25 protein-coding genes and 2 tRNA genes are annotated in these 24,171 nt (G+C 72.8%); 10 read left to right on the top strand and 17 right to left on the bottom strand.

Annotation, left to right across the window (positions count from 1 at the left end; translation table 11 throughout):
• Nucleotides 1–57: 57 nt before the first annotated feature.
• Nucleotides 58–585, top strand: coding sequence for a GNAT family N-acetyltransferase (locus OP04_RS00630; protein WP_033337456.1), 528 nt, complete (start codon nt 58–60; stop codon nt 583–585).
• On the opposite strand, the gene OP04_RS00625 is transcribed toward OP04_RS00630, so the two are convergent.
• Nucleotides 560–1,261 (bottom strand): SIMPL domain-containing protein, encoded by a 702-nt coding sequence (locus OP04_RS00625; RefSeq protein WP_033337455.1) that lies wholly within the window; start codon nt 1,259–1,261, stop codon nt 560–562. The genes OP04_RS00630 and OP04_RS00625 overlap by 26 nt on opposite strands.
• Before the next feature lie 364 nt (nt 1,262–1,625).
• Nucleotides 1,626–2,279 carry a dihydrofolate reductase family protein gene (locus OP04_RS00620; RefSeq protein ID WP_033337454.1) on the bottom strand — a complete coding sequence of 218 codons (654 nt, stop codon included), beginning with the start codon at nt 2,277–2,279 and terminating at the stop codon, nt 1,626–1,628.
• Between the two features lie 54 nt (nt 2,280–2,333).
• Between OP04_RS00620 and OP04_RS00615 the strand changes: the two genes are divergently transcribed.
• Nucleotides 2,334–2,735 carry a beta-ketoacyl-[acyl-carrier-protein] synthase family protein gene (locus OP04_RS00615; protein ID WP_033337453.1) on the top strand — a complete coding sequence of 134 codons (402 nt, stop codon included), beginning with the start codon at nt 2,334–2,336 and terminating at the stop codon, nt 2,733–2,735.
• A gap of 231 nt (nt 2,736–2,966) precedes the next feature.
• On the opposite strand, the gene OP04_RS00610 is transcribed toward OP04_RS00615, so the two are convergent.
• From OP04_RS00610 to OP04_RS48290, 4 genes are all read right to left on the bottom strand, one after another.
• The gene (locus tag OP04_RS00610) at nt 2,967–3,497 is read right to left on the bottom strand and encodes a hypothetical protein (protein ID WP_033337452.1); all 531 of its coding nucleotides are present in this window, start codon (nt 3,495–3,497) and stop codon (nt 2,967–2,969) included.
• A gap of 79 nt (nt 3,498–3,576) precedes the next feature.
• Nucleotides 3,577–4,095: a molybdenum cofactor biosysynthesis protein gene (locus OP04_RS48295; RefSeq protein ID WP_332309655.1), complete on the bottom strand. Its 519-nt coding sequence runs from the start codon at nt 4,093–4,095 to the stop codon at nt 3,577–3,579.
• 6 nt (nt 4,096–4,101) lie between these two features.
• Complete coding sequence (locus OP04_RS00600) at nt 4,102–4,533, bottom strand: hypothetical protein (protein WP_051796880.1); 432 nt, start codon at nt 4,531–4,533, stop codon at nt 4,102–4,104.
• Nucleotides 4,517–5,218, bottom strand: a complete 702-nt coding sequence (locus tag OP04_RS48290) for a scabin-related ADP-ribosyltransferase (RefSeq protein WP_051796879.1) — start codon at nt 5,216–5,218, stop codon at nt 4,517–4,519. Before OP04_RS48290 ends, OP04_RS00600 begins: the two co-directional genes overlap by 17 nt.
• A 127-nt stretch (nt 5,219–5,345) precedes the next feature.
• Here OP04_RS48290 and OP04_RS00590 point away from each other — a divergent pair, with 127 nt between their 5' ends.
• Entirely contained in the window at nt 5,346–6,935 is a 1,590-nt protein-coding gene (locus OP04_RS00590; protein WP_232323413.1) for a Na+/H+ antiporter, read from the top strand.
• A gap of 183 nt (nt 6,936–7,118) precedes the next feature.
• Here OP04_RS00590 and OP04_RS00585 read toward each other — a convergent pair whose 3' ends face one another.
• On the bottom strand, nt 7,119–7,538 hold the full coding sequence (locus OP04_RS00585) for a hypothetical protein (RefSeq protein ID WP_051796878.1): 420 nt from the start codon (nt 7,536–7,538) through the stop codon (nt 7,119–7,121).
• 61 nt (nt 7,539–7,599) lie between these two features.
• Between OP04_RS00585 and OP04_RS00580 the strand changes: the two genes are divergently transcribed.
• The gene (locus tag OP04_RS00580) at nt 7,600–8,025 is read left to right on the top strand and encodes a PPOX class F420-dependent oxidoreductase (RefSeq protein WP_033337450.1); all 426 of its coding nucleotides are present in this window, start codon (nt 7,600–7,602) and stop codon (nt 8,023–8,025) included.
• Nucleotides 8,026–8,065: 40 nt separating this feature from the next.
• On the opposite strand, the gene OP04_RS00575 is transcribed toward OP04_RS00580, so the two are convergent.
• The 6 genes from OP04_RS00575 to OP04_RS00550 form a co-directional block, all read right to left on the bottom strand.
• The gene (locus OP04_RS00575) at nt 8,066–8,740 is read right to left on the bottom strand and encodes an ABC transporter ATP-binding protein (protein ID WP_033337449.1); all 675 of its coding nucleotides are present in this window, start codon (nt 8,738–8,740) and stop codon (nt 8,066–8,068) included.
• Entirely contained in the window at nt 8,737–9,681 is a 945-nt protein-coding gene (locus OP04_RS00570) for an ABC transporter ATP-binding protein (protein WP_033337448.1), read from the bottom strand. Before OP04_RS00570 ends, OP04_RS00575 begins: the two co-directional genes overlap by 4 nt.
• Nucleotides 9,681–12,398, bottom strand: a complete 2,718-nt coding sequence (locus OP04_RS00565) for an ABC transporter permease (RefSeq protein WP_033337447.1) — start codon at nt 12,396–12,398, stop codon at nt 9,681–9,683. Before OP04_RS00565 ends, OP04_RS00570 begins: the two co-directional genes overlap by 1 nt.
• Nucleotides 12,395–15,529, bottom strand: coding sequence for an ABC transporter permease (locus tag OP04_RS00560; RefSeq protein ID WP_033337446.1), 3,135 nt, complete (start codon nt 15,527–15,529; stop codon nt 12,395–12,397). The genes OP04_RS00565 and OP04_RS00560 overlap by 4 nt, the downstream gene beginning before the upstream one ends.
• A 107-nt stretch (nt 15,530–15,636) precedes the next feature.
• Complete coding sequence (locus OP04_RS00555) at nt 15,637–16,203, bottom strand: thymidine kinase (RefSeq protein ID WP_033337445.1); 567 nt, start codon at nt 16,201–16,203, stop codon at nt 15,637–15,639.
• Nucleotides 16,204–16,261: 58 nt separating this feature from the next.
• On the bottom strand, nt 16,262–16,903 hold the full coding sequence (locus tag OP04_RS00550) for a hypothetical protein (protein WP_157239062.1): 642 nt from the start codon (nt 16,901–16,903) through the stop codon (nt 16,262–16,264).
• Between the two features lie 139 nt (nt 16,904–17,042).
• On the opposite strand from OP04_RS00550, the gene OP04_RS00545 reads away from it, so the two are divergent.
• The 3 genes from OP04_RS00545 to OP04_RS00535 all read left to right on the top strand — a co-directional run bounded on the left by OP04_RS00545 (nt 17,043) and on the right by OP04_RS00535 (nt 18,583).
• Nucleotides 17,043–17,117 (top strand) — tRNA-Glu (locus OP04_RS00545).
• Nucleotides 17,118–17,128: 11 nt separating this feature from the next.
• A tRNA-Arg gene (locus OP04_RS00540) sits at nt 17,129–17,203 on the top strand.
• 48 nt (nt 17,204–17,251) lie between these two features.
• Nucleotides 17,252–18,583, top strand: a complete 1,332-nt coding sequence (locus OP04_RS00535) for a ferredoxin reductase family protein (RefSeq protein ID WP_198153642.1) — start codon at nt 17,252–17,254, stop codon at nt 18,581–18,583.
• A 412-nt stretch (nt 18,584–18,995) separates the two neighbouring features.
• Here OP04_RS00535 and OP04_RS00530 read toward each other — a convergent pair whose 3' ends face one another.
• The gene (locus OP04_RS00530; protein WP_051796877.1) at nt 18,996–19,379 is read right to left on the bottom strand and encodes a MerR family transcriptional regulator; all 384 of its coding nucleotides are present in this window, start codon (nt 19,377–19,379) and stop codon (nt 18,996–18,998) included.
• A 6-nt stretch (nt 19,380–19,385) separates the two neighbouring features.
• On the opposite strand from OP04_RS00530, the gene OP04_RS00525 reads away from it, so the two are divergent.
• Both OP04_RS00525 and OP04_RS00520 read left to right on the top strand, forming a co-directional pair.
• On the top strand, nt 19,386–20,492 hold the full coding sequence (locus tag OP04_RS00525; protein WP_033337442.1) for an MFS transporter: 1,107 nt from the start codon (nt 19,386–19,388) through the stop codon (nt 20,490–20,492).
• Nucleotides 20,493–20,515: 23 nt separating this feature from the next.
• Nucleotides 20,516–21,439 (top strand): polysaccharide deacetylase family protein, encoded by a 924-nt coding sequence (locus OP04_RS00520; RefSeq protein ID WP_051796876.1) that lies wholly within the window; start codon nt 20,516–20,518, stop codon nt 21,437–21,439.
• Here the strand turns inward: OP04_RS00520 and OP04_RS00515 are convergent.
• The 3 genes from OP04_RS00515 to OP04_RS00505 form a co-directional block, all read right to left on the bottom strand.
• Complete coding sequence (locus tag OP04_RS00515) at nt 21,385–22,212, bottom strand: alpha/beta fold hydrolase (RefSeq protein WP_033337441.1); 828 nt, start codon at nt 22,210–22,212, stop codon at nt 21,385–21,387. The genes OP04_RS00520 and OP04_RS00515 overlap by 55 nt on opposite strands.
• 204 nt (nt 22,213–22,416) lie before the next feature.
• Nucleotides 22,417–23,205 (bottom strand): thioesterase family protein, encoded by a 789-nt coding sequence (locus OP04_RS00510; RefSeq protein ID WP_033337440.1) that lies wholly within the window; start codon nt 23,203–23,205, stop codon nt 22,417–22,419.
• A 129-nt stretch (nt 23,206–23,334) separates the two neighbouring features.
• Nucleotides 23,335–23,808, bottom strand: coding sequence for a winged helix-turn-helix transcriptional regulator (locus tag OP04_RS00505; protein ID WP_033337439.1), 474 nt, complete (start codon nt 23,806–23,808; stop codon nt 23,335–23,337).
• Nucleotides 23,809–24,001: 193 nt separating this feature from the next.
• On the opposite strand from OP04_RS00505, the gene OP04_RS52835 reads away from it, so the two are divergent.
• Nucleotides 24,002–24,169: a hypothetical protein gene (locus OP04_RS52835; RefSeq protein ID WP_157239060.1), complete on the top strand. Its 168-nt coding sequence runs from the start codon at nt 24,002–24,004 to the stop codon at nt 24,167–24,169.
• The last annotated feature ends 2 nt before the right edge of the window (nt 24,170–24,171 follow it).

Genomic DNA, 24,171 nt, shown 5'->3' with positions numbered 1-24,171 from the left:
GCCGTCACCCGGTGGGAAGTCCCGTGAGTCCAATCGGACTCGTTAGAGTCTCACCGCATGATCACCGTTGACGGGCTGACGCTGCGCCGGTGGACGGACGCGGACGTGCCGGCGCTGGTCGCGGCGTACGCGGACCCCGAACTGCGGCGGTGGACCCGGCTGCACGCGGACACCACGCCGGCCGCGCTCGCCTGGGTCGCCCTGCACGACGCGGGCTGGGCGGACCGCACCCGCTTCGGCTTCGCGGTCGTCGACGCCGCCGGCGGCCCGGTGCTCGGCACGGTCGCGCTCAAACGCCACGACCCGGACGGCCCGCGCGCCGAGGTCGGCTACTGGACGACCGCGGCGGCGCGGGGCCGGGGCGTGGCGCCGCGCGCGGTCGAGGTGCTGACCGGCTGGGCGTTCGGGAGGTTCCCGTCGCTTGCGGCCGTCGATCTGCTGCACCTGCTGGGCAACACGGCGTCGTGCCGGGTCGCGGCCAAGGCGCGCTACCCGTACGTGGAGACGCTGCCGCCGGAGGCCCCGGGCCTCGACGGCGGCCACGTCCACACCCGGCTCGCTACTGGAACGACCACTCCACGGTGACGGTCACGGACAGCTGCTGCAGGCCGGGCTCGATCGGCACGGCCGCGTTCGCGGAGTCCGACGCCAGGTCGTAGTGGGCGGCCGCGCCGCTCTGGTAGCCGGAGTTCTCCTCGCTCACCCGGATCACCCGGCCGAGCGGCCGGCCGGCCTGGCCCGCGTAGAGCGTGGCCTTGCGGCGGGCCTCGGCGAACGCCTTCGCACGGGCGTCGTCGAGCAGCGCGGCCTGGTCCTCGATCGCGAACGTGACGCCGTTGAGCCGTGCCGCATCGCCGCCCGCGGCCATGGCCGTGGAGATCAGCGCGCCGGCGCGGGGAAGGTCGCGGACGGTGGCGACCAGCCCCTGGACGGCGGTGTAACCGGTCACCTTCTTGTCGTCGCCGACCGTGGAGCTGACGGAGACGTTCGAGGTCTGGAGGTCGGCCTTGGCGATCCCGTCGCGGACCAGCGCGTCGCGCATCCTGGTGGCGGCGACGCCGGCGCTGGTCAATGCTTCGGCGACGGTCGGCGCTGTGGTCTCGACGCCGAGGTTCGCCGCGAGCGTGTCCGGCTCGCCGGAGGCGGCCCCCGTCCCCGTGACGATCACGCTCTCCCGTTCCGCCGCCACAGCCGGCCGCGCCCCCACCAGCCCCGAGCCGAGCACCATCAGCGTCACCAGCAGGATCCGCGTTTTATTCATTTTCGCCCCTTTTTTGCGATATTTCATGCTATTTAACGTGGTGGGGGCGTTGTTCATCCGGGAAACCGGGATATCCGTGCATTGCGTGCGGGCCAGCCAAGCCTTCGGCACGTGAGCTCTCCTGGGGACGACCCCAGACCCCGAGCCCGCTGGCGCGACCGTCCGGCACCACGCCCCACCACCGGCAGGCACGCCGAGCAGGGGACGACACCCGCTTCCGGCGTGGTCCGGCAGCGTTGCTCCCGCGGGCAAACCTCGCGCCGGGCTCCGCTGGCGCTCCGCACGACGCGAGGAGCCGGTGCCGCCGTGGTCCGGCACACCCGTGCGGGTTGCCGCGATCGGCAGCGGCAGGCCGTTCGTCGCCCTAGTTTTTCTGCCGCCGGGTGAAGGTCAGGTGCGTGACGCCGCTCGGGGACGCGGTCGACTCGATCGTGAAACGGTCCTCCAGGCTCTCCAGGCCGTCCCAGAGCCGCACGCCCCGGCCCAGCACGATCGGCACCAGCACCACGTGCAGGCTGTCGATCAGGTCCGCCGCGAGGAACTGGCGCACCGTCTCCGGCCCGCCACCGATCCGCACGTCCAGACCGCCGGCCGCCTCGCGCGCCTGCGCGAGCACGTCGGCCGGACTCGCGTCCACGAAGTTGAAGGTGTTGCCGCCCTCCATCTTCAGCGTCGGACGCGGATGGTGGGTCAGCACGAAGACCGGCGTGTGGAACGGCGGATTGTCACCCCACCAGCCCTTCCACTCCTCGTCCTCCCACGGCCCGCGCTGCGGCCCGAACTTGTTCCGCCCCATGATCTCCGCGCCGATCCCGGGCCCCCACCCGGCCGCGAACGCGTTGTCGATGCCCTCGCTCCCGCCGTCCTTCCCGTTCATCGACCGGAACGTGCGCGTCCCCATGAACCACCCCATGAGCCGCCCGCCCGCGTGCCCGAACGGCGCCTCCAGGCTCTGCCCGTCCCCCGTGGCGAACCCGTCCAGCGAGATCGCGAAGTTGTGCACCCGTACCTTCGACATCGCCCCACTCTAAGCGCGCTGCTCGGTGTCATACGGTTGCGATAGCGTCGTGGCGTGGCACTCCCGTCGTTGATCCCCATCGCGTACGAAGCCGGGTACCGGACCGATCGCATCGGCCGCTACCAGGACGGACTCTTCTACGCGAACGCCTGGGACCACCACGCCTACGTCCACCTCTTCGACCACGCCGGCGCCTACCGCGAGTCCACGATCATCCGCGTCCCGGATCGGAGCCTGCTCGATCCGACGCTCGACGAGCTGCTGGCCCCGCTGCCCGGGAAGGAGTACGGCGACATCGCCGTGCACCTGTTCCGCATCGAACACGACGGCGTGACCTTCGGCCTGATCGACGAGTCCGGTGACCGTGCCGAGGACGGCGACCACATCGACTGGGTCGAGCTCCACCCCGACCGCCTGGGCTTCAGCGAGCCCTGGGACGGCCTCTACTCCACCTGACCGCGCCGGGTCGGGGAGCCCGGCACGTCCTACCGGTCTTCCTGGACCCGGCAGGCCACCCCTTCTGCCTGTGCCTGGATTGAGCCACCCGCCGCGATCGCGAACCGCCTTCACCCGGGGCCGGAAAGCGAGGCGCGACCCCCGGTGACCGGAGCGATCGCGGTCGAGGCACATCCGGGTGCGGGCGCCCGGTTTCCGCGGTGCGACCTGCCGGGCCGGCAACTCCGCCGTTCAACTGATCGCTTCGATTTCCGCGTTCATGGCCAGGCGGTAATTCTTGAGGCACTCTTCGTAGGCGGGGACGGTTCTCGCGTCATCACCGTCGCGGAAGTAGCGGTGAGCGGAGTCGAAAAGATCGGACGCGCGCAGCGCAAGCTCGGGTGAGCCCTGCTCGCGCACGGAATCGCGGTGATCCTTGGCGCCCTTCTCGGCACGCTCCACACTGTTGAAAAGAGTGCTGCACCGGCCACCCGAATTCTTGGATTCGGGATCCATGAACTGAAATTCACAGGACTTCCAGCTTCCGGCCGAAAGATAGTATTCTCGTGCCGAGTCGAGAAAATCCTCATACATGACGATGAGGCGCTCCGATCGCTTGTCGCGCTTCTCGGATTGCGCCTCACGTATCTCGTCCACCACCGCCCATCCCGCGGTCACGCTGCTCAGCACAAGCGCGGCGACCGCGGTCCGGGCCGACAGGCGCGTAAATCTTCCCTCCGCCGGCGCGGACGACGACCCATCCTTCGACGATTCATGCGTCATGCCCCGGAAGTGTATGTCACATAAGCCATATGAATGTTCTTCGCAATTCTGGTTGATCAAATCGGCAGGTTCGAACGATTTAATTCGACGACAATTGCCGACCGGAGCCGGAAATTGGCGGAAATGCCGTCAGAAGGTTATCCGCACCGGGCCCACGCGGAGGATGCCGTCGTCGAGGGGGGGTGCAGCGGATGCCGCCGTGGCCGCGGAGGGAGCGCCAGGCGCCGGGGGCGATGGTGACGTCCATCCAGGCGCAGGGGTGGGCGGCGCTGTTGACGCGGATGCGGATGGGGCCGGGGCCGGAGTCGAGGGTGATGACGGCGCCGATCAGGTCGTCGACGGGGACGCCGGTGAGGAGCACGTTGCGGCGGACCTGGGTGAGGCCGATGCCGGGTGGCAGCGACTCGCGGGCGATCATGGTGATGCCGGCGTCCCGGTGAGCCAGGTGGCCGAAGAAGCGGTCGCCGGCGATGCCGAGGCCGGCCCGGATCTCGATCTCGGTGCGCAGCTCGCCGTCGGGCGCGGGTGCGGGGCCGTCCTGGGGGCGGCCCTCGAAACGGTGTACGGATGAGGCCAGCAGTTCGACGATCTCGGGCATGGCGGATCAATCCTTCGGCACGGACTCCAGCCAGGATTCGAAGCGGGCGCGCTGGTCCTCGGGGGTGACGATCAGCGCGGGGTCGAGCGGGTCGAAGATCTTGACGATGTCGTCGCGGCTCGTCTTCCGGCCCGTGATGCGGCGGTAGAGCTGAAGGGCGGACCGCTCGCGCTGCATCGGGGACGGGTAGGCGTCGGCCCGTGCGCCCTGGACCGCGATCGCCCAGCCGAGCGGTGCCAGCTGACGGCGGAGCCCGATCAGCGCGTCGAAGAAGTCGCCCGCGCGGGACTCGAACGTGCCCGGCGGGCCGTCGAGCGAGAGCGCGGACCGGACGCCCTCGATCCACATGCCGAGCCGGCCGGTCGCCCGCGCGCCGCCGGGGCCGGTCAGCGTGACGTCCTGCTCCCGGTAGAACTGCCGCTCACCCGGGTGGGTCATCGGGGGTCCGCCATTCCTCGTAGTGGGGGTTGTACCGGCGTTCACCGACCGGCTCGTTCGTGAACGGATCGTATAGCTGTGCGCTGCGGATGAAGCGCCGGTCGACGCCGCCGGGGAACGCGACCTCGCCCTCGCCGTCATTCTCCCGCACGCCGGGGCTGCGTTCCAGGTCGATGCCGCCGGGCGCGTTGATCTCGTATTCCCAGTGGGCGGGCGCCTCCGCGCCGGGGCCGTGCGCGTAGCTGGTGCTGACGAACGGGCCGTCCTCCGCGTCCGACACGTGCCGGTCGAGGTCGTAGTTGCCGGTCTCCGGGTCGGCGTTCTTCGGCTGGAAGCCGTGCTCGAAGATCTCGTCGGGGCCGCGCCGGTCGACCCGGATCAGCGGGTAGTTGTCGGTGCGCCAGACGTGGCCGGGCGGGGTGATCCGGCTGAGGTCGACGTCGCGGTTCGCGGCCGCGAAGAGCGGATCGTCCGTCGCGCGCGGCCGGTCCGTGCCACCGCCGCCGGACGATCGGCCGCCCCGGCCCTGGTTCGCCTCCGACTGCGCGATCCGCTGGCCTTCGGGAACGCTCGTGGGATGCCCGGCCGGGCCTCCTCCGGGAGAGCGCCGCGACGAATCAGGACCATCCGGGCTGTCCGGGCCGTCACCGCCCCCGCCGTCGCCGCCCCCTGGATGCCTCGGCATCGCGGCAGCATAGCAACGACGATGATCGATTGGGGGGACACGGGCGACGGGAGCGTGCGCGCGCATGAAAAGGTTTTAGGCGGGGAGGATCGCGCAGAGGGGAACGCCGGTACGGATGGTCGAAACAATGGCGCTGGTGCTCGGCGGGCTCGTGGTGGTGATGGTGGCGAACGCCGTCGCTCACCGCAGCGGCCTGCCGGCTTCGGTCCTGCTGGTCGTGGCGGGGATCGGGTACAGCTATCTGCCGGGCCCGAATCTCCAGCTCGACCCTGAGGTCGTGCTTTATCTGGTCATTCCGCCGCTGCTCTACGCGGCCGCGCTGGAGTCGAGTCTCACCGCGCTGAAACGCAATCTGCGTACCGTGCTCGGCCTGTCCGTCGGCCTGGTGCTGGCCACCGCGCTGCTGGTCGGCTACAGCCTGGACCTGCTGGTCGCGGGCGTGGCGCTGAGCGTCGGCATCGCGGTCGGCGCCGCGGTGGCGCCGCCGGACCCGGTCGCGGCGCTGTCGATCGGCCGGCGCGCGGGCCTGCCGCCGCGGCTGATCACGCTGGTCGAGGGCGAGGGACTGCTCAACGACGCGACCGCGCTGACGATCCTGAAGGTCGCGGTGCTGGCGTCGCTCGGCGGGCACTTCTCGCTCGGTCACGCGGTCGGCGAGTTCGCGCTGATGGCGGTCGGCGGTCTCGCGATCGGCCTGGCGTCGGCGTGGCTGCTCGCCCAGGTCCGCCGCCGGATCACGGATCCGTTGATCGACACCGCGATGTCCCTGGGTACGCCGTTCGCGGTGTTCCTGATCGCGGAGGAGATCCACGTCTCCGGCGTGCTGGCGGTGGTGGTCTGCGGCCTGTGGCTGGGTCACCGGTCACCGTCGATGCAGACCAGCCGTTCACGGCTGCAGTCACGGCCGGTCTGGCACTTCGTCGAGTACCTCCTCGAGGGGTACGTGTTCGTGCTGATCGGGCAGATGCTGCCGTCCACGCTGCGCGCGCTGAAGGACTACGAGCTGAGCACGATCGCGGGCGCGGCCGGGGTCACGCTCGCGGCCGTGCTGCTGCTGCGGCCGATCTGGCTGTACGTGATGGCGCACCTGCCCAGCCGCATGCACGTACGGCTCGGCGGCGATGCGAAGCGGGACGCGTTGTCGTTGCGCGAGCTGACGGCGCTGACCTGGTCCGGTACGCGTGGCGTGATCACGCTGGCCGCCGTGTTCACGCTGCCGAAGGGGGTGGAGAACCGCCCTCTGCTGATCTTCTGTGCGTACATCGTGGTGATGGTGACGCTGGTCGGGCAGGGTCTGACGTTCGCGCCGCTGCTGCGCGCGCTGAAGATCCCGGGCACGGACGTGAGCCAGGCCCGCAGCCGCAACGAGGCCCGCGCGGCCGCGATGGAGGCCGCGGTCCGACGGCTGGACGAGCTGGAGGAGTCCGAGGACGATGCGGTCCGCGCGTCCGTGCCGGGCGCGCGCCGGCTGGCCGAGGCGCGGCTCAAGCGCTACCGGGACCGGCTGGACGTGCTCAACGCGGCCGAGGACGAGGCGCTGCCGGTCAACGAGGAGTACCGGGCCGCGCAGCAGGCCCGCCGCGAGATGATCACGGCGCAGCGGGAGGAGCTGCTGGCCCGCCGCGACGAGGGCCTGCTCTCCGACCACGACCTGCGGATCCTGGAACGCGAGCTGGACCACGAGGAGAGCATCCTCCCCTCCCCCACGAAGCACTGAGCCCGGGAAACACCGAGCCCAGGAAGCAACGAGCCCGAGAAGCACCGCGCACACGGAGTGGCCGGGTGCCCATGCAATGGGCGCCCGGCCACCGCGGGTTTTTCGGAAAGCCGGGATGCGCGGAACTGGAGCCCGCGGGAGCATGCGGATCGCAACCACCCACAAAGTGGGTAGATGAAAGATCTAAGGCTTGTGACCTGTGGTTGTCTTCAGCCGATAGGCGTGCAGGAGCAGCACGATCGTCAGCACCACCTCGATGCCGAGCCCGCTGCCGACCGCTATCGCGTCACTAGGCGCAAACCCCTCAAAATGCATCATGTGGTACGCCCAGTGCGTGATCGCGAAGACCGCGAACCCGCTCAGCGCCGTGAAGACGGCCTGCAGATGCAGGGAATACGCCGCATACCAGGTCATCGCCGCGAGCGCGAGGCCCAGCCCGCCGACGTCACCGAGCAGGTGCTGGTTGAACGGCGGCTCCATGCTGACCGTGGGAAAGTCGTCGTAGAACGAGCGGGTCAGGAAGTACTGCCAGGCGGCGACGAACGTCTGGAAGGCCGCGAGCACGATCAGGCCGGCGCGCAGCCAGGCGAATCCATGTTTCATGTCCGGATGGACGCGGCAGCACGCCGGAATGTGACGGGGACGGGACGGGTTGGGGCCGAGTATGACCTCCGAAGAGCTGCACGAGCTGCTGGCGAGCACCCGGATCGGCATTCTCGCCACGATCAAGAAGGACGGCCGTCCCCAACTCTCCCCGGTCACCCACTTCTACGACCGCGACCGCGGCGTGCTGCTGGTGTCGATCACCGAGGGGCGCGCGAAGACCGCCAACCTGCGCCGCGATCCGCGGGCCACGCTGGAGGCGACCAGCAAGGACGGCTGGTCCTGGGTGACGGCCGAGGGCACGGCCACGCTGACCGGTCCGGGGACGGATCCGGAGGGGCCCGAGGTGGCCGCGCTGATCGACTACTACCGCCGGGCGGCCGGCGAGCACCCGGACTGGGACGACTACAAGCGCGCGATGGTCGCGGACCGCCGGGTGCTGCTCACCATCTCGGTGGATCACGTGTACGGCGCGAAGGTCCGCTGACCGGCGCCGGGGGTGCACGGGTGTGCACCCCCGCGCCGCGTCACAGCGCGGGGACCGGGTCCTCGGCCAGGCGGCCGTCGCGCAGCGTGAGGACGCGGTCGGCCAGGTCGATCAGCGTCGGGTCGTGCGTGGCGACCAGCACGCACATGCCGCGCGAGGCGACCAGCGCGCGCAGCAGGTCCATGATGGACCGCCCGGTCTCGGAGTCGAGCTGGCCGGTCGGCTCGTCCGCGATGAGCAGCGGCGGGTCGTTGGCCAGCGCGCGGGCCACGGCGACGCGCTGCTGCTGGCCGCCGGAGAGCTCGTACGGGCGCTGGTTCGCGTGCCCGCCCAGCCCGACCAGCTCCAGCAGCAGCGAGATGCGCTCCTCGCGTACCGCGGCGGGCTGTTTGCTGAGACGCAAGGGAACGCTGACGTTCTCGGCCGCGGACAGGATCGGGATCAGGCCGAAGGACTGGAAGACGAAGCCGATCGTGGTGCGGCGCAGTTCCAGCAGCTCCTTCTCGCCGGCGGCGGTGACGTCGTGGCCGTCGATCACGATCGTGCCGGCGGACGGGCGGTCGAGGCCGCCGACCATGTTGAGCAGCGTGGTCTTGCCGGCGCCGGAGCGGCCGCGGACCGCGACCAGTTCGCCCCGGTCCGCGGTGAACGACACGCCGCGGACCGCCTCGACCGTGCCGTAGTTCCGGCTCACGTCCGTTGCTGAGATGATCATGATTCCTGCCCCGGGAAGACGGCGACGTGGTCGGGTTCGAGCTGGAGCTTCACACGGTCGCGCAGCGCCAGCTCGTCGACGAACGTGGCGGGCAGCTGGAGGCGGCCGCTGCGGTCGATCACCGCGTACTCCTCGGAGATCAGCTCCTCGACGCCGTCCAGGCCCAGGCGCGCGGACCGGCGGACCTCGGCGGACGTGCGGCCGTCGCGGATCTGGACCGTGCGCCGCACCTGCGAGGAGACGGAGTGGTCGTGCGTGACGATGACGACCGTGACGCCCAGCTCCGCGTTGATCGTGCGCAGCGCGCCGAACACCTCCGCGGCCGTGGACTCGTCCAGCTCGCCGGTGGGCTCGTCCGCGAACAGCACCTCCGGGTTGTTCGCGACCGCGACCGCGACGGAGACGCGCTGCTGCTGGCCGCCGGACATCTCGCCGGGCCGCCGGTTCGCCAGGTCGCCGACGCCGAGCATGTCCAGCAGCTCCAGCGCGCGCTTCCCGGCCCCGCGACCCTTACGGGCGAGCTGCTGCGGCAGCTCCACGTTCTCCCTCGCGGTCAGGTAGGGCAGCAGGTTCCGCGCGGTCTGCTGCCAGATGAACCCGACCGTGTGCCGCCGGTAGGTCAGCCGCTTCCGCGCGGACATGGTGAGCAGGTCGAAGCCGGCCACGCGCGCGATGCCCGCGGTCGGCACGTCCAGGCCGGACAGCACGTTGAGCATGGTCGACTTGCCGGAGCCGGACGCGCCGACGATCGCGATCAGCTCGCCGCGGTCGACGACCAGGTCCAGGCCCTGCAGCGCGAAGACCTCCACGCCCTCGGTCTTGAAGATCCGCACCAGGCCGTCGCAGACGATGTGCCCGCGGAGCCGGTCGGTGCCGCCCGCTCGCGCGGCGGCACGCTCGGCCGCCCGTTTCTGCAGCGTGGCCAGGTCTGGGGCCGCCATCAGTTCTCCTCTCCGAGGCGGAGCACCTCGCCGAGGCGCATCCGGCGATTCAGCCCGCTCTCCACCAGCAGCGCCGTGACCAGCGCAACGACCATGAGCAACGGAACACCCAACACCAACATCACATCCACATGGGTACGAACGGGAGCGCCGGCCGTGAACCCGCCGAGCCCGAGCGCGGGACCGAGGATCCGCGGCAGCGCGACGCCGACCGCGCCTCCGGCCAGCACCGCGACCGCGACCAGCGGCAGCAGCTCGTAGACCAGCAGCCCGCGGCCCTGCCCGGTGGACAGGCCCATGGTCCGCAGCCTCGACAGCGTGCGTCCGCGCCCGGCCGCGTCCGCCATCACGGTGAACCCGACCGCGAGCAGCGCCAGCAGCGTGGCGCCGGTCGCCCCGGCCGCGAACGTGAAGCTGAGCACGCCGTTGACGCCGCCGGCCTCCATCGCGTCCCGGTAGCCGGTCCAGGTGGTGACCGCGGAGCGGGCCATCAGGCGACTCTCCGGGACCTCGCGGCCGAACACGTTCTCGTACCAGTCGAGCTGTCCCTGGTCACCGGTCGCGGCCAGGTCCGCGGTGGCGAAACCGTCGCCGGCGATCAGGAACCGGTTCGGGGAGATCTCGCCGTTGCGCGGCAGCGGCAGTGCCTGGGCCGGGACCGCGATGAACTTGCGGGTGCCGACCGGCAGGCCGGGCAGCGTCTCGGCGACGGCGGCGACCCGGAACGCGTATCGCCGGCCCTGCACCTCGGTGGCGCCGGTCTCGCCGACCTCCGCGGCCACGTCCGGCGAGACCACCACCGGGACCGGCGTCTCCTCACTGTCCACCCTGGTCGCGGTCGCGAGCACGTCCGGCAGCGTGCCACCGTGGCCGCTACGCCGGATCACCTCGGCCACGGCCGGGCCGTCCAGCACGATCTGCTGGGCCTGGGTGAGCTCGTGGCTGCCGGTGCCGAGCCGGTCCTGCAGCCGGATGCCGGAGTCGACCAGCAGCGGCGCGACCGCGTCCACGCCGTCCCTCCTGCTGAGCGCTTCGGTGGTGGACCACGCATAGGTATAGCCGATCATCTGCGCGTCGCCGGCGATCGCGCTGTCCGCAGCCCGGTCCCGCGCGTTACCGATCGTGCTGGTCACGACGCTGGTGAACACGCCGGTGGCGATCGCGACGACCAGCACCGCGAGCGGACCGAGGCTGACCGGCGCGGCCCGTCCGGCGCGGGCCAGCCCGAGGAACGGCACCACGCCGCGGGCCCGCGCGGCGAACCGGCCGAGGCGGCGCAGCGGCCACGGGACCGCGCGCACCGCGACCAGCGCGGCCGCGAGCGCCAGCAGCACCGGCACGGAGGCCAGGAACGGGTCGACGCCGGTGTCCTGGCTGAGCCCGCGGCGGCGCAGCACGAACACGCCGAGCACGGCGAGCAGCAGCAGGAAGCCCTCCAGCGCGAGCTGCCGCGCGGAGAGCCGCTGCCGGGTCAGGTCGTGCCGGCTGCCGAGGAACCCGGCGCGGAGCGTCATCGCCAGCACCGGCACGGAGAGGACCGCGATCAGCCCGATGGCGAGCACGGACTGCCACTCCCCCGGATCGGCGCGGCCGGGCAGCAGCAGTCCGAGCCCCCTGCCGGCCAGCACCGCGAGCGGCACCACCAGCAACGTCTCGGCCAGCGTGCGGCGGCCGATGACCACGCCGGTGCCGCCGCGGGCGCGCAGCAGCGACAGCTCGTCCCGGCGCCGGTCCACGGCCAGCCGCGCGGCCAGCACGATCAGGCCGAGCAGCGTGGCGACCAGGCCGGAGAGCACGACCGCGAGCAGCGCCGCGACCGCGCGCTGCCGCTCCTGGAAGCCGGTCAGCTCCCGGTCGAGCGCGGTGGTCAGCCGCAGGCCCCGGGCCGGGGGCGTGCGGTCCGCCTCGGTGATCGCGGCGATCAGCGCGTCCAGGCCGGCGTCCGCGCGCAGCCGGTCCTCGGCCACCCGGTAGCGCCACCGGTAGGTGATCGTGTCGAGGCGCACGGACGCGAACGCGGCCCCCTCCGCGTCGGTGAGCAGCGTGGCCCGCCAGGTCTGGCCGACAGCGGGCGGCGGGCAGTTCTCCGGGGCCAGCAGCACGCCGTCCCAGTCCGGGCTGTCCCGGTCCAGCGCCCGGTAGATGCCGACGATCCGGACCGGGGCGTCGTTCTCACCGTCGCTGGACATGGTGAAGTCGGTGCCGACGCCCACGCCGAGCCGGTTCGCGGCCTCCTCGGAGAGCATCGCCTCGGCCGGGCCGCCGCGCGTGGTGGCCGGCGCCGCCCCGTCGACGATCCGCAGCGCCTCCGCCAGTCCCGGCTGGTAGCGCAGGGACAGCGGCGGCAGGCAGTCGGCGGTGAACGGGCCGGTCGCGCGCACGCGGCGGCTCGTCTCGCCGGTGCCCTGGCCGACCTGCGCGGAAAACCAGCCGCGGCTGATCGACGCGGGCAGCGGTGCGGGGAGTTTCTCCTGGTAGGCGGCGAGGTTACCGCCCTCGGCCGCCACCGGGGGAAGGCCCTCGAGCAGCGGCTCCTGCTCAAACGTCAGATCGCGCGACGTGCTGTGCATGGCGGCCACATCGCTGCGCAGGCCGTCGTCGGTGTAGCCGTTGGCGAGCCTCGGCACGCCGCTGACCAGCAGCGCGGCCACCAGGCCCAGCGCGGCCAGCAGCGCGAGATAGCCGGCGCTCGCCCGTACCCGTCGGAGCAGTCTCATCGGTCTTCTCCGATCCGGAGCTGGGCCACGGCCAGGTGGTTGCGCAGGCCCACGCCGGACAGCGCGGACAGCGCGAGCGCCAGCCCGAGCAGCAGCGCACCGGTCACGCCCACGGACAGCCAGTCGACCTGCAGCAACGGTTCCGGCACCGGTCTCTCCGCGGACGGGGTCAGCACCACCAGCGGCGCCATGGTCGCGGCCACCGCGATGCCGACGCCGAGCCCGGCCAGCACGCCCAGCCCGGCCAGGAACGCCTGCTCGATCAGCAGCGAGCGGGCCAGCTGGCGGGCGCCGACGCCCAGCGTGTGCAGCACGGCCATCTCGGTGAGCCGGCGGCGGCCGGTGGCGCGCACGTCGACCGCGATGCCGACCGCGGCCAGCAGCACCGCGCCGATCGCGGCCGCGAACAGCGCGGCACGGGCGCCGATGCCGTACGGGTCGGACTCCGCCCCGGCGCCGATCGCGACCCGGTCCAGCACGGTCAGGCCGCCCAGCTTCCGGGCCGCGTCCGCCGCCTCGGCCCTGCCGCCCGGCCGCGCCGCCACCCACCACTCCTGCGGGCTCCTGGTCAGGCCCCAGGTGGTGAACACGGCCGCGTTCAGCGTGGGCAGGTCCACCAGCAGCGCCGCGGGCAGCGTGGCGCCGGGCAGCGCGTCCGCCCGGCCGGTGATGACCACGTCGACGGTGGCGCCGCCGAGCACCATCTGGGTGGTGTCGCCGACGTCCAGCTTCAGCGCGCCGAGCGCCTGCGGCGTGGCCACCACCGGCACGACCAGCGGCGCGGTCTTCGGCACCACGGTGAACTGGAACGACGCGAGGCCGTAGATCGGGCCGTCGTTGGCGTAGTTCGTGCTCAGCGCGTTCCCCTGGAGCACCACGTCGTTCGTGCGGCCGCCCCGGTCCACGCCCTGCCACTGCGGCACGGACGCGGCCAGGTCCAGCGGCGTGCCGTCCACGGCCAGCCCGGTCAGCGACCAGGCCAGCACGTTCCGGTCGCCGCCGACCGAGTCGACCACGAAGCCGATCAGCCGGTCCACGCCCGCCGGCAGCTCCACGTCGAACGCGGTGTCGCGGCCCGGCCAGATCTCGCCGAGCGCGAGCCTCTGGGTGGCACCGTGGCCGTTCGCGAGCACGACCGTGGTCCGGATCGGCGCCCGCACGCCGTCACCGGCGAACCGGCCGGTCAGGTGCCGGCCACCGGACGGCAGCGGCACCTCCGGCGCGCTCTGCCGGGCCTCGGACAAGCCCGCGAGCAGCTTCTCCGGGTCGCCGCCGGCCAGGTCGGGCCGCATGCGCAGCACCGCGGGCGCGGCCTCCGCGTCCAGCGCGATCATGTCGCCGGCCGTGTTCTCCGGGCCCATCCGCAGGCTGTCCCGCCAGGCCGGCAGCACGGTCGCGGCGCCCGGCAGCGCCGCCATCTGCGGCCCGCGGGCGTTCGGCGCGGAGCCGTCCTGCTCGACCAGGCGCAGGTCCGCGCCGGTGGCATGGTCCGCCTGATCCACGCCGGACCGGGTGGACGTGCTGGCCAGGCACCACGCGACCGTGCTCACCGCCACGGCGAGCGACAGCAGCAGCACCGGGCCGGCGTGCGGGCGGCGCCCGGCCTGCCAGGCGCCGAACGTGGCCGCGATCCACTGGCGGCGGTCGACCACGCGCTCGGCCAGCCTGGTCACCGGCGGCAGCACGCGCAGCGCGAGCACGGCGCCGCCGAGCACGCCGAGCGTGGGCGTGGCGGCCAGCAGCGGGTCGATGCCGATCCCGGCGCCGGACCCGGACAGCGGCGACGAGTACTGCCGCAGCTGCACCCAGCCGAGCACGGCCAGCACGATCAGCAGCAGATCGACTCCGGCCCGCTGGATCGCGGTACGCCGTGTCGGCCGGGCGCGCGCGGCCAGTTCACCCGCGTACGTGCCGCCCCTGCGCAGCGCCGGCGCCAGCATGGCCAGCGCACAGCCGAGCGCGGCCAGCACCGCGACGATCCAGGCGACCGCGTCCACGGACGGGTGCAGCTCGATCGCGGCGTCACGCAGCATCGGCAGGCGCGCGGCCTCCCGGACCAGCCAGGTGGCCAGCGGCGGCGCGATCACGGCCGCGGGCAGCACCACCAGCAGCGACTCGCGCGCGGCCAGCCCGGCCAGCTGGTTGCGGGCGGCGCCGCGGGCCCGCAACAGCGCGGTCTCGTCCCGGCGCTGCTCGGTCAGCAGGCCGGCGACCAGCAGCAGCGCGTACCCGCTGAGCACCACGACCAGCAGCATCGGCGTGACCAGCGCGGACCGGCCCACCAGGTCGGCCGCGGCCAGCCGGTCCGCGAGCGCGCCGATGTCGGACGTGACCAGCCCGGACCGGCCCAGCCCGGTCGCCTCCGGCAGCCCCTCGGAGACTGCGGCCGCGTCCGCCGCGACCCGGTGCAGGTCGTCGAGCGCGGCACCGGCCAGGTCCGGCTCGGCCAGCCAGGCCGCGGACGCGTTGGCCAGGAAGTTCGTGGTGAACACGTCCCGGCCGACCACGAACGGGCCGTAGGTGGCGGCCGCGTCCGGCGCGAGCCGCCAGTAGGCGTCCGTGGCGTTGCGCGGCCGCCAGACGCCGGTGACGGTCACGGTCGTGGTCTGCTTCGTGACCCGGTCCAGGATCGGCACGGTGTCGCCGGCCTTCAGGCCGAGCACGGCCGCGGCGTTCTCGGGCAGCGACGCCTCGATGCCGGTCCCGGTCGGCCAGGCGCCGTCGACCAGGTCGGCGCGCGTCTCCAGGCCGTCCAGGAACACGACGGAGGCGTAGACCGTGCCGTCCTTGTCCGGCTGGGCAGTGCCGGACGGGCCGGTCAGCTCACGGCCGGCCGCATAACCGGCGCCGGAGACCCGGGTCTCCCGCCCGCCGAGGCCGCCGGACAGCCGGTTCCGTACCGCGTCGTCGCGTGTGTCCAGGTCGGCGGCGGTAGCACCGGCCGAGCCCCGGACCAGCACCGAACGCTGATCACCGTCCGCCGCGGACACCGCGCTCCGCGCGCCCGCGTCGACGACCTCCCGGCTGTAGCCGGCCAGGCCCGTCAGCAGCGCCGTGGCGATCAGTGTCGCCGCGACGGCCGCGATCAGCAGGCTCCTGGCCGCGCGGGCGCGCCGCATCACCAGCCTCATGCCGCCGCACTCTCCTCACTGAGGGCGGCGCGTGTTCGCCTCCTCAGTGAGACAGGAGAGGCGAGACCCACGAAAAGGTTCGCACGCGTTTCCCATTCGTGATCTAGCTACCGCTCTTCACTGTCAGGAAACACGAAGCAGCGGCGGCAGCGGGCCTCATACGTGTAAGTACCGTCGTCCGGGAGCGCGGTCGACGGCGCCAGGCGGCGGAGGAACGGCACCCCGCGCTCCAGCACCTGCGTGTACGCCGCGTCCAGGCTCCGGCACACGTCACACACGGCACGCCGGTGGATCACCTTCTCCGGCGCGAGCTCCATCAGCGCGCGGATCGGCGCGAACAGCTCGCCCCGATGGTCCAGGTCGATGCCGGCCACCACCACGCGGACGCCCTCGGCCAGCGCCTCGCCCAGCACGGCCACGTCCGCGGCCGAGAACATGTGCACCTCGTCCACGCCGATCACCTGCACCGGGCGGTCCAGCGCGGACCGGAGGTCCCGTACCCGCTCGGTGCGCAGGCTGCCGCCGGCCCGGGACACGATCTCGGTGTCCCGCCCGTGCCGCTCCGACTGGAATATCCGGTGCGGCACACCGGCATGCTCCAGGGGCGAGAGCAGGCTGATCATCTCAAGACTCTTGCCGCCCTTGACCGGGCCCACGATCACCGTCAGATCCACGCGACGATCCTGCCGTTCCCGGCGCGGCAACGGGCCGCCGGGTCGTGTTAATCACCCGTCAACTGGTGATGTACGAGCTGGCCGTACGCCGCTCGCCACTCTCCGTGATCAACTCGACCGCGAGCAGCCACTCCTGCCCCGCCGGCAGCGAGGCCGTGCCCAGGGCGGCGCCGTCCCGCACCCGTACCACCTCGAAGGTCGTCGTCGCGCCGCCCGCCCTCGGGGTGGCCGACGCGGTCCAGGACGAGACCACGCCGCCGGTCGTGCACAGGCGCAGCAGCACGGAACCGGCGCTCCCGCTCGCCTCCAGGCTCGCGCTCACGTCACCGCCGGCCGCCGCCATCGTCACCTGACCGGCCGGACACGCCGGCGCGGCCGCGGTCGGGCGGGCCAGGCTCCACAGCGACGACACGATCGGGATCAGGATCAGCAGCGCCAGCGTCAGCCACCGCGACAGCCGCGAGCCGCGCGTGGCCATCGGCATCTCTTCCGCCTCGGCCTCCGGCCACGGGCAGTCGTGCGCGCACGGCTCCCAGGTCAGCGCGTGCCGGGTGCCGAGATGCGCCATCCGGGGGCCGCGCCACCGGCCGCAGCCGCGCGCGTGGACCCGCCGGTCCGCACCGGCGATCAGCGTGGCGTGCACCTGCCGCAGATCCGCGGCCGGGCCCCGGCCGGACGTGCGCGCGGCACGACGCCGCACCGGCGCCGCTATGCGACCCGGCCGCAGGGTATGCCGCCCGTCCATCCTCACCCCCGGTTCAGATCCTAATTCCCGCACCCCCGTCCCGGCGAGGCCCGCCGCCCTTCGGAGTGAGCGGTTGGCTAGGGTGGCGCGTGGTACGGGTGGTAGCGCAGAGGTCGTCGCGCCGCCCTCTCAAGGCGGAGGACGCCGGTCCGAATCCGGCACACCCGTACCCCCTGGCGAGCGGGCGGTAGCGCAGAGGTCGTCGCGCCACACTGCGAATGTGGAGGACGCCGGTTCGATCCCGGCCCGCCCGCACCCGCCCGGTGGCGCGCGCATGCCATCATCCTCCCGGGAGGGTGATCGATGATGTCCGCTGCGCGCCGCATCGGCCCGGCTGGGGCCGCACGCCTGGCCCTCTGGGTCTTCCTGCTGGTCAACCTGGTGGTCGTGGAGCTGATGTTCGCCCACCCGTCCAGGCCGGTCTACAACACGCTCGCCGCGGCCGGGCGGCTTCTCGGCCTGCACCTGGGGCTCGTGCTCGCGCTGCAGCTGCTGCTGATCGCGCGCCTGCCGTTCCTGGAGCGGCGGATCGGCATGGACCACCTGACGGTCTGGCACCGCTGGACCGGGTTCGGGGTGTTCTGGCTGGTGCTGCTGCATCCGACGTTCGTGCTGCTCGGGTTCGCGCAGCACGACGGCGTACCGGTCTTCCGCGTCGCCGCGAGCCTGGGCGGTCAGTGGCCGGTGCTGCTCGGCATGATCGCGGCCGCGCTGATCGGCGTGATGGCGCTGACCTCCGTGCGCGCGCTCCGCCGGCGCCTGCCCTACGAGGCCTGGCACGCCATCCACCTGCTGGTCTACGCCGTGATCGTGCTGGCCGTGATCCACCAGGTGTACGAGGGCGCCTCCTTCAACGGCACCGGCTGGGCCCGCGCCTACTGGTGGAGCCTGTGGGCGTTCGCGATCGGCGCGCTGCTCATCAACCGGCTGGTCGTGCCGCTGATCCGCAACGCCCGGCACCGGCTGCGGGTCGCGGTCGTGGTGCCCGAGGGCGACCACGCGGTCTCGGTCCACGTCACCGGCCGTGACCTGGACACACTGCGCGCCCGCCCCGGCCAGTTCTTCTGGTGGCGGTTCCCCGGCCACAACGCCTGGTGGCAGGTCAACCCGTGGTCGTTGTCCGCCGCGCCGGACGGCCGGACGCTGCGCCTGACCGCGAAGGCGGTCGGCACCACCAGCGCCGGCCTGCGGCATCTGCCGGTCGGCGCGCGCGTCTGGGTCGAGGGCCCTTACGGCGCGCTCACCAGCGCCAACCGGACCCGCCGGGACACGCTGCTGATCGCGGGCGGCATCGGCGTCACCCCGATCCGCGCACTGCTCGACGACCCGGACCTGAACGGCGACATCGTGGTCCTCTACCGCGCCCGCACGCCGGACGACGCGGTCCTGCTCGCCGAGATCCGCGACCTGGCCGGCCGGCGCCGCGCCCGCGTACACCTGCTGACCGGCCCCACCACCCCCGGGAACCAGCCGTTCAGCCCCGAGTCCCTGCGCGCCCTGGTCCCCGACATCACAGACCGTGACGTCTACCTGTGCGGCCCCGCCCCGATGGCAGACACGGTGCTGCGCAGCCTCAAGACGCTGGGCGTACCACCCGCACAGCGCCACATCGAGGCCTTCCGCCTCGCCGCCTAGATCAAGATCAAATTCATCTTCCCGCTTCCGGCGTGGTCCGGCAGCGTTGCTCCCGCGGGCAAACCTCGCTGCGCGCCAAGACTCCGCCGGCGCTCCGCTTGCCGCTTCGCATCGGAGCCGGTTCCGCCGTGGCCGGGAAAGAGCACGCGAGTCCCGTCGTGCTCACGTCGATCGAGGCGCGTCTCGTGCCGCCGGCCAGGGCGGTTGCCGCCAGGGGGTGAGTGCGGCTGCGGCTTCTGCTCGCATGGCGATCGGGGTCTGCACGGTCGTGGGGGTTGGTGCCGGGCCCGCGCGGGACCGGCAGGGAGGAGCGCCGGCGACGACCGGTGCCCGCGGGAGCATGCGGACCGCAACCACCGCGAAGTGGGAAAATGAACTGGATCTTGATCTTTGCTTCTCGGATCGTGCGGGGTCAGCCGTCGTATTCGCCGATGACCTCGTCGAGGATGCGGACGGTCTCCTGCTGGCGGCGGATCTCGTGGCGGAGGCGGTCGCGCTGGCGGCGGAGTTCGTCGAGGAGGAACGGCGTGCGCCGGGTCGCGTCGAGCATGCACGGGAGCAGCGGTTCGATGGCGTGGCTGGTCAGGCCCGCGCCGAACATGCGCTGGATGAGGATGACCCGGTCGATCGTGCCGGGGTCGTAGCGGCGGTGGCCGGAGTCGGTGCGGGCGGCGGTGAGCAGGCCCTGTTTCTCGTAGTAGCGCAGTGAGCGGGTGCTGACACCGCTCGCGGTGGCGAGGCGGCCGATGGTGAGCAGTTCGCGCTTGAACTTGACATCAGTGTCAACTTCTACCATCTGCGCATGGTAATCCAGGCACGTCCGGACCCGCATGGTCAGGGCACGAAGGGCCTCGGCGTCGCCGCGGCGGCGGGAGGGGCGTTCGCGGGCTTCTACTGCCTGTACTCGGCCGCGCCGGCCGCGTTCGCCGCCGTGCAGCCGTCCGCGGGGGTACGCGTCGCGGGACTCATGGTGGTCGTCATCCTCGCGCAGGTGCTCGTGTTGATTCCGCTGCGGCACACGCGGTCGCGGGGGCGGATCGTGCAGGCAGGTCTGCTGGGGATGGCGGCCGGACCACTGATGACGGCCGCGGGGGCGGACTGGGCCGGGCTGGCGCTGCTGGGTATCGGGTTCGGCGTGTTCGTGGTGACGAGCACGGCCTGGGCCAGGGAACTCGCGAGCAGCGGGCGGATGGGGAGCGCGCTGGGCGCCTACGGATTCGGGAGCGCGATCGGCGGTGCGGTGGGATCTCCGGCGGGGGCCTGGCTGGTGGCGCATACGGGGTCCGTCGGGGCATTCGGTGGAGCGACCGGGTTCGTGCTGGCGGGGGCCGCGGCGCTCGTGGTCGCGCGGCGGCGCGGCGGATCGGCACAGGCGGTCACGGCGATGGAGCGACCGTTCGAGGCGCGATCGGTCACGGACGCCGCCCTGGAACCGCGCCGGCCGGCCGGCGCATCGCCGACCGCGTCACGTCGGCCACGCATCGGGCTCGCGGCCGTCCTGGCCGCGCATCTGCTGGCCGTCACCGCCTACGCCGCCGTGCTCAGCTCCGCAGGCTCACTGGCCGGGAGCGGCCCTGTCGTGGCCGCGTTCCTGACCCAGGCCGCGGTCGCGCTCGGCCGGGTCGCGGGCGGCCGGCTCTCGGACCGCCTGCCACCGGCCCGCGTGATCACGGCCGGCCTGGCGCTGGTCGCGCCGGCCGGCGCCGGTTTCCTGACCGCTACGGCACCGGTCGTCCTGATCGCCACCATGGCCGTCGTCGGCGCCGTCGCGGGGGCGGTGCAGACGGCCGCGCTCACCGGCCTCATGCGTGGCGCGGGCGGTCCGGCCGGCACCGTGCGGGCCGGCGCCGCCTGGAACATCACCTTCGACCTCGGCCTGGGCGTCGGCGCGCTGCTCGCCGTCCACTGAAACAGACAACGGAGACCGACACCATGACCGCTCACACCTGGCTGCCCGAGGGCGCCTCCGCCGTCGCCTGCCTCACGTTCGACGTCGACGCCGAGACCGGCATCCTCTCGATGGACGCCGCGGCCGCCGACCATGCCATGGCCATCAGCCACCAGCAGTTCGGGCCGGAGATCGGCGTGCCGCGCATTCTCGACATCCTGCGGAATCTGCGCGTACGGGCGACGTTCTTCTTCCCCGGCTGGGTCGCGGAACGACGCCCGGCGCTGGTCGGGAGGATCGCCGAGGAGGGGCACGAGATCGGCCACCACTCCTACAGCCACGTCCCGGCCTCCTCGATGACGCCCGAACAGGAGGAACGCGACTTCGCACGGGCGCTGGACGTGTTCGGCACGATCGGGGTGCCGATCCACGGGCATCGCGCCGGGCTCTGGGAGGCCAGCTGGTCCACGCCGTCGATCGTCGCGGCGCACGGGCTCGCCTACGACAGCTCGCTGATGGGCCGGGACGCGCCGTACCGGGTCGCCACGCCGCGGGGCAGCATCGTCGAGCTGCCGCCGCACTGGTCGCTGGACGACTGGGAACAGTACGCGTTCCTGCCGTTCCCGGAGATCGGCCAGCACATCAAGAACCCGGCCGACGTGCTGAGCATGTGGACGGCCGAGGTCGACGCCATGCGCCGGTTCGGCGGCCTGTTCATGCTCACGAACCACCCGTTCCTCACCGGCCGCCCGGCCCGTGCGGTCGCGCTCGAGCAGCTCATCGGGCACATCCAGGACGCCGGCGACGTACCGATTCTGACCGGCCACGAGCTGGCGACGCACCTGTCCGGGCTGACGCTGCCCGTGCACGCGCACGTCCGTCCCGAGCTGGAGGACGGGCTGTTCCCCGGCCGCTACAGCCCGACCAGCCAGCGGTCGATGGAGCCGGCGACCTCCGCGGGTGCGTGACGCGCCCAGGAGAAGTGGTTCATCCGGGGCCCGCCGGCCGGCGCGACGTGCGCACGGTCGGCGCCGGCCGCGCGCCTGGCCAGCAACGCGACGGCACGCGGATTGATCAGGTCGTCGCCCTCGATGCCGAGCATCAGCCGCGGCGTGGTCAGCGTCGCCAGCGCGGCCTCGTAGTCGAACGGATCACGGTGGAGACGGAACCGGCCGTGGCTCGCCTCGTAGGCCCAGTCGCGCATGACCGTGCTCGGCTGCCGGCCGGCGAACCCCAGCCGGTGGCCGGGCCAGTAGCCGAGCATCCGGGTCACGCCACGCACGGTCCGGATCGCCGCGAACCGCCGGATCCGCCGCCAGGCCCCGAACTCCGCGCCGCACCAGCTGGTGCCGGTGGCGATGGTGACCAACGCGTCCGGCGCGACCAGCCCCGCCGCGGTCGACAGCAGCGCGAGCGCGCCGCCCATGCTGTGCCCGACCAGCAGCACGTGCGAGGCCTCGCGCACCTCGGGCAGCGCGAACACGGCCGGCAGGTCGCGGCGGACCATGTCGGCGTACCCGAACCGGCCGCGGATCGGGCTCATCGGCTGGCCGCGGTGCTCCACGCCGATGACGGTCCGGTCCCCGCCGGCCAACACGTCGAGCAGCCGGGAGTAGTACGACAGCGGCACCCCGAGCGCGGGCAGGAACACCAGCACGGGACTCCGCTCCCCCGGCGCCTTCCGGACCTGGTACCCGACCCGATGGCCGTCATCGGCCAGAACCGTGTTGTCACCGCGCATACCCGCCACCCTCCCCCGGCAACGCTCCGATCAAAAGACCGAGATCAGAATCTAATTCATTTTCCCGCTTCCAGCGTGGTTGCGGCCCGCACGCTCCCGCGGGCACCGGTCCCGCGCGGGGCCGGGCCCAGAGCCACACCCCACGCGGTATCCGCCCCGACAGGTAACGCGGGTCCGGGAGGCGCCCCCGGCGGGCTCGCGTGTTCAGCGGACGCCGGCGAGTTGGGTGGCCTGGGCGACCAGTTCGCCCTTGGTGTCCCAGATGTGCACGGTCTCGTCCATGCGGCCGCCGGTCACCTCGCGGGCCTGCATGACGATCTGGACCGGGCCGGGTGCGGGGAGCCGGCGGAGGTACGCGGTGAGGCTGACGGTCGGTGCCCAGCCCGTCATGCCCAGCGTCAGTGACACCGGCGGGGCCGGGTCGAGCGCGACCAGCAGGCTGTCGTGGTCCCAGTCGGCGCCGTCGGCGAGCCGGAGCCAGCCGCTGGTCTCGCCCCGGCCGGACGGCTGCCCGTCGAGGAATCCGGCGCAGGAGCGTTCGAGACGGTGCTCGACCACGTCGAGCAGCGGCACGCGGAACGGCGCGCCGGGCTGGTACGCGGGCAGGTACACGCAGTCCTGCTCGTCCGCGACGGCGGGGGCGGGGCCGGACGCCCAGGTGGGCGCGGCATCGTCCAGCGTGCCGCGGGTGACGAGCGCCTCGAGGCAGGGCCGGCCGTCCTGGGTGAGCCGGGCGCGGAAGTACGCGTGGCGGCCGCCGGTGCGCAGTGGTTCCACGGTCACGGTGGCGGGTCCGGGCAGCGGCGGGCGCAGGAAGACCGTGCTGGCGGCCACGGTGTGCGGATGCGTTGCCACCTCGCCGACGGCGCGGCCCACGATCGCCATGAGGTAGCCGCCGTGGATCTTGTCGCCGACGGCCCACTGCGGGTCGAGCGTGACCTCGTGGCCGTCGTCGACGGCCCGGAGCGCGGTGGCCTCGGAGAAGGAACCCATCGGGATCAGCCTCCGATCCGGGTGCGGACCGCGTCTCCGATGACCGTCTGACAACTCCAGCCTGCGTGCTGGTCCCCGTCGGTCTGCATGGCCTGTTCGTCTCCTCGGATCGGGGTGGCGCCGCGTTCGTCAGGCGGCCCGGCGTGCGCCCGGACCGGGCACCGGGGTGGTGTCGCGTGCGGTCAGGCCGGTGTGGCCGGCCTCGCAGGACAGCTCCGCGCGGACGGGGCTGCCGCAGTCCCGGTGGGTGACCCGCACCGGCGGGCCGGCGGGGTCGGCGACCCAGCGGTCCCCCCACCGCATCAGCGCGATCAGCGCGGGGAACAGCTCGATCCCGGCCTCGGCGAGCCGGTACTCGTGCCGCTGCCGTGCGCCCGGCTCCCGGTAGGGACGGCGTTCCATCAACCCGTGCTCCACCAGCGTGTGCAGCCGGTCGGTGAGCACGTTGCGCGCGCACCCGACGCCGGCGTGGAACTGCTCGAAGCGGCGCGCCCCGTAGTACGCCTCGCGCAGCACCAGCAGCGTCCACTTCTCGCCGACGATGTCCAGCGTGCGCTTGACGGAGCAGTTCTCGGCGCTCCATTCCGACCGGTCGAAGCCCATCGGGCGATGGTAGCTGAGTTCGACTCTGCTATCCAGGTGTGCCGGACGGGGCGAGCCGGTGATCGCCTCGGCCGCCCACTCGCATGACGGCGAACAGCGGGCGCATGCCGACCCGCAGCTCGCGCACCAGGCCGGCGTCGCCGAGCACGGATGCTTCGGCGTGAGCCCTCCCTGACCGGACGCGGCGCGCTGCGTGAACGGCGGTAGCCGGATGCGGGTCTCCGGCCCGCTCACCATCGATGCGGCGGAGTGGGTGCGCAAGGTCGTAGAGCACTACGGCCTGGCCCCGGCCACGCAGATCGCGCCCACGCTCGACCTCACCCGGCTCCGCGATCTACCGGGCGACGACTGGCTCCGCTGAAA

The organism is Catenuloplanes japonicus (assembly GCF_000717135.1).
Lineage (GTDB): Bacteria > Actinomycetota > Actinomycetes > Mycobacteriales > Micromonosporaceae > Catenuloplanes > Catenuloplanes japonicus.
Note: the sequence above shows the minus strand (reverse complement) of the source record. Positions and strands in the feature narration are given on the sequence as shown.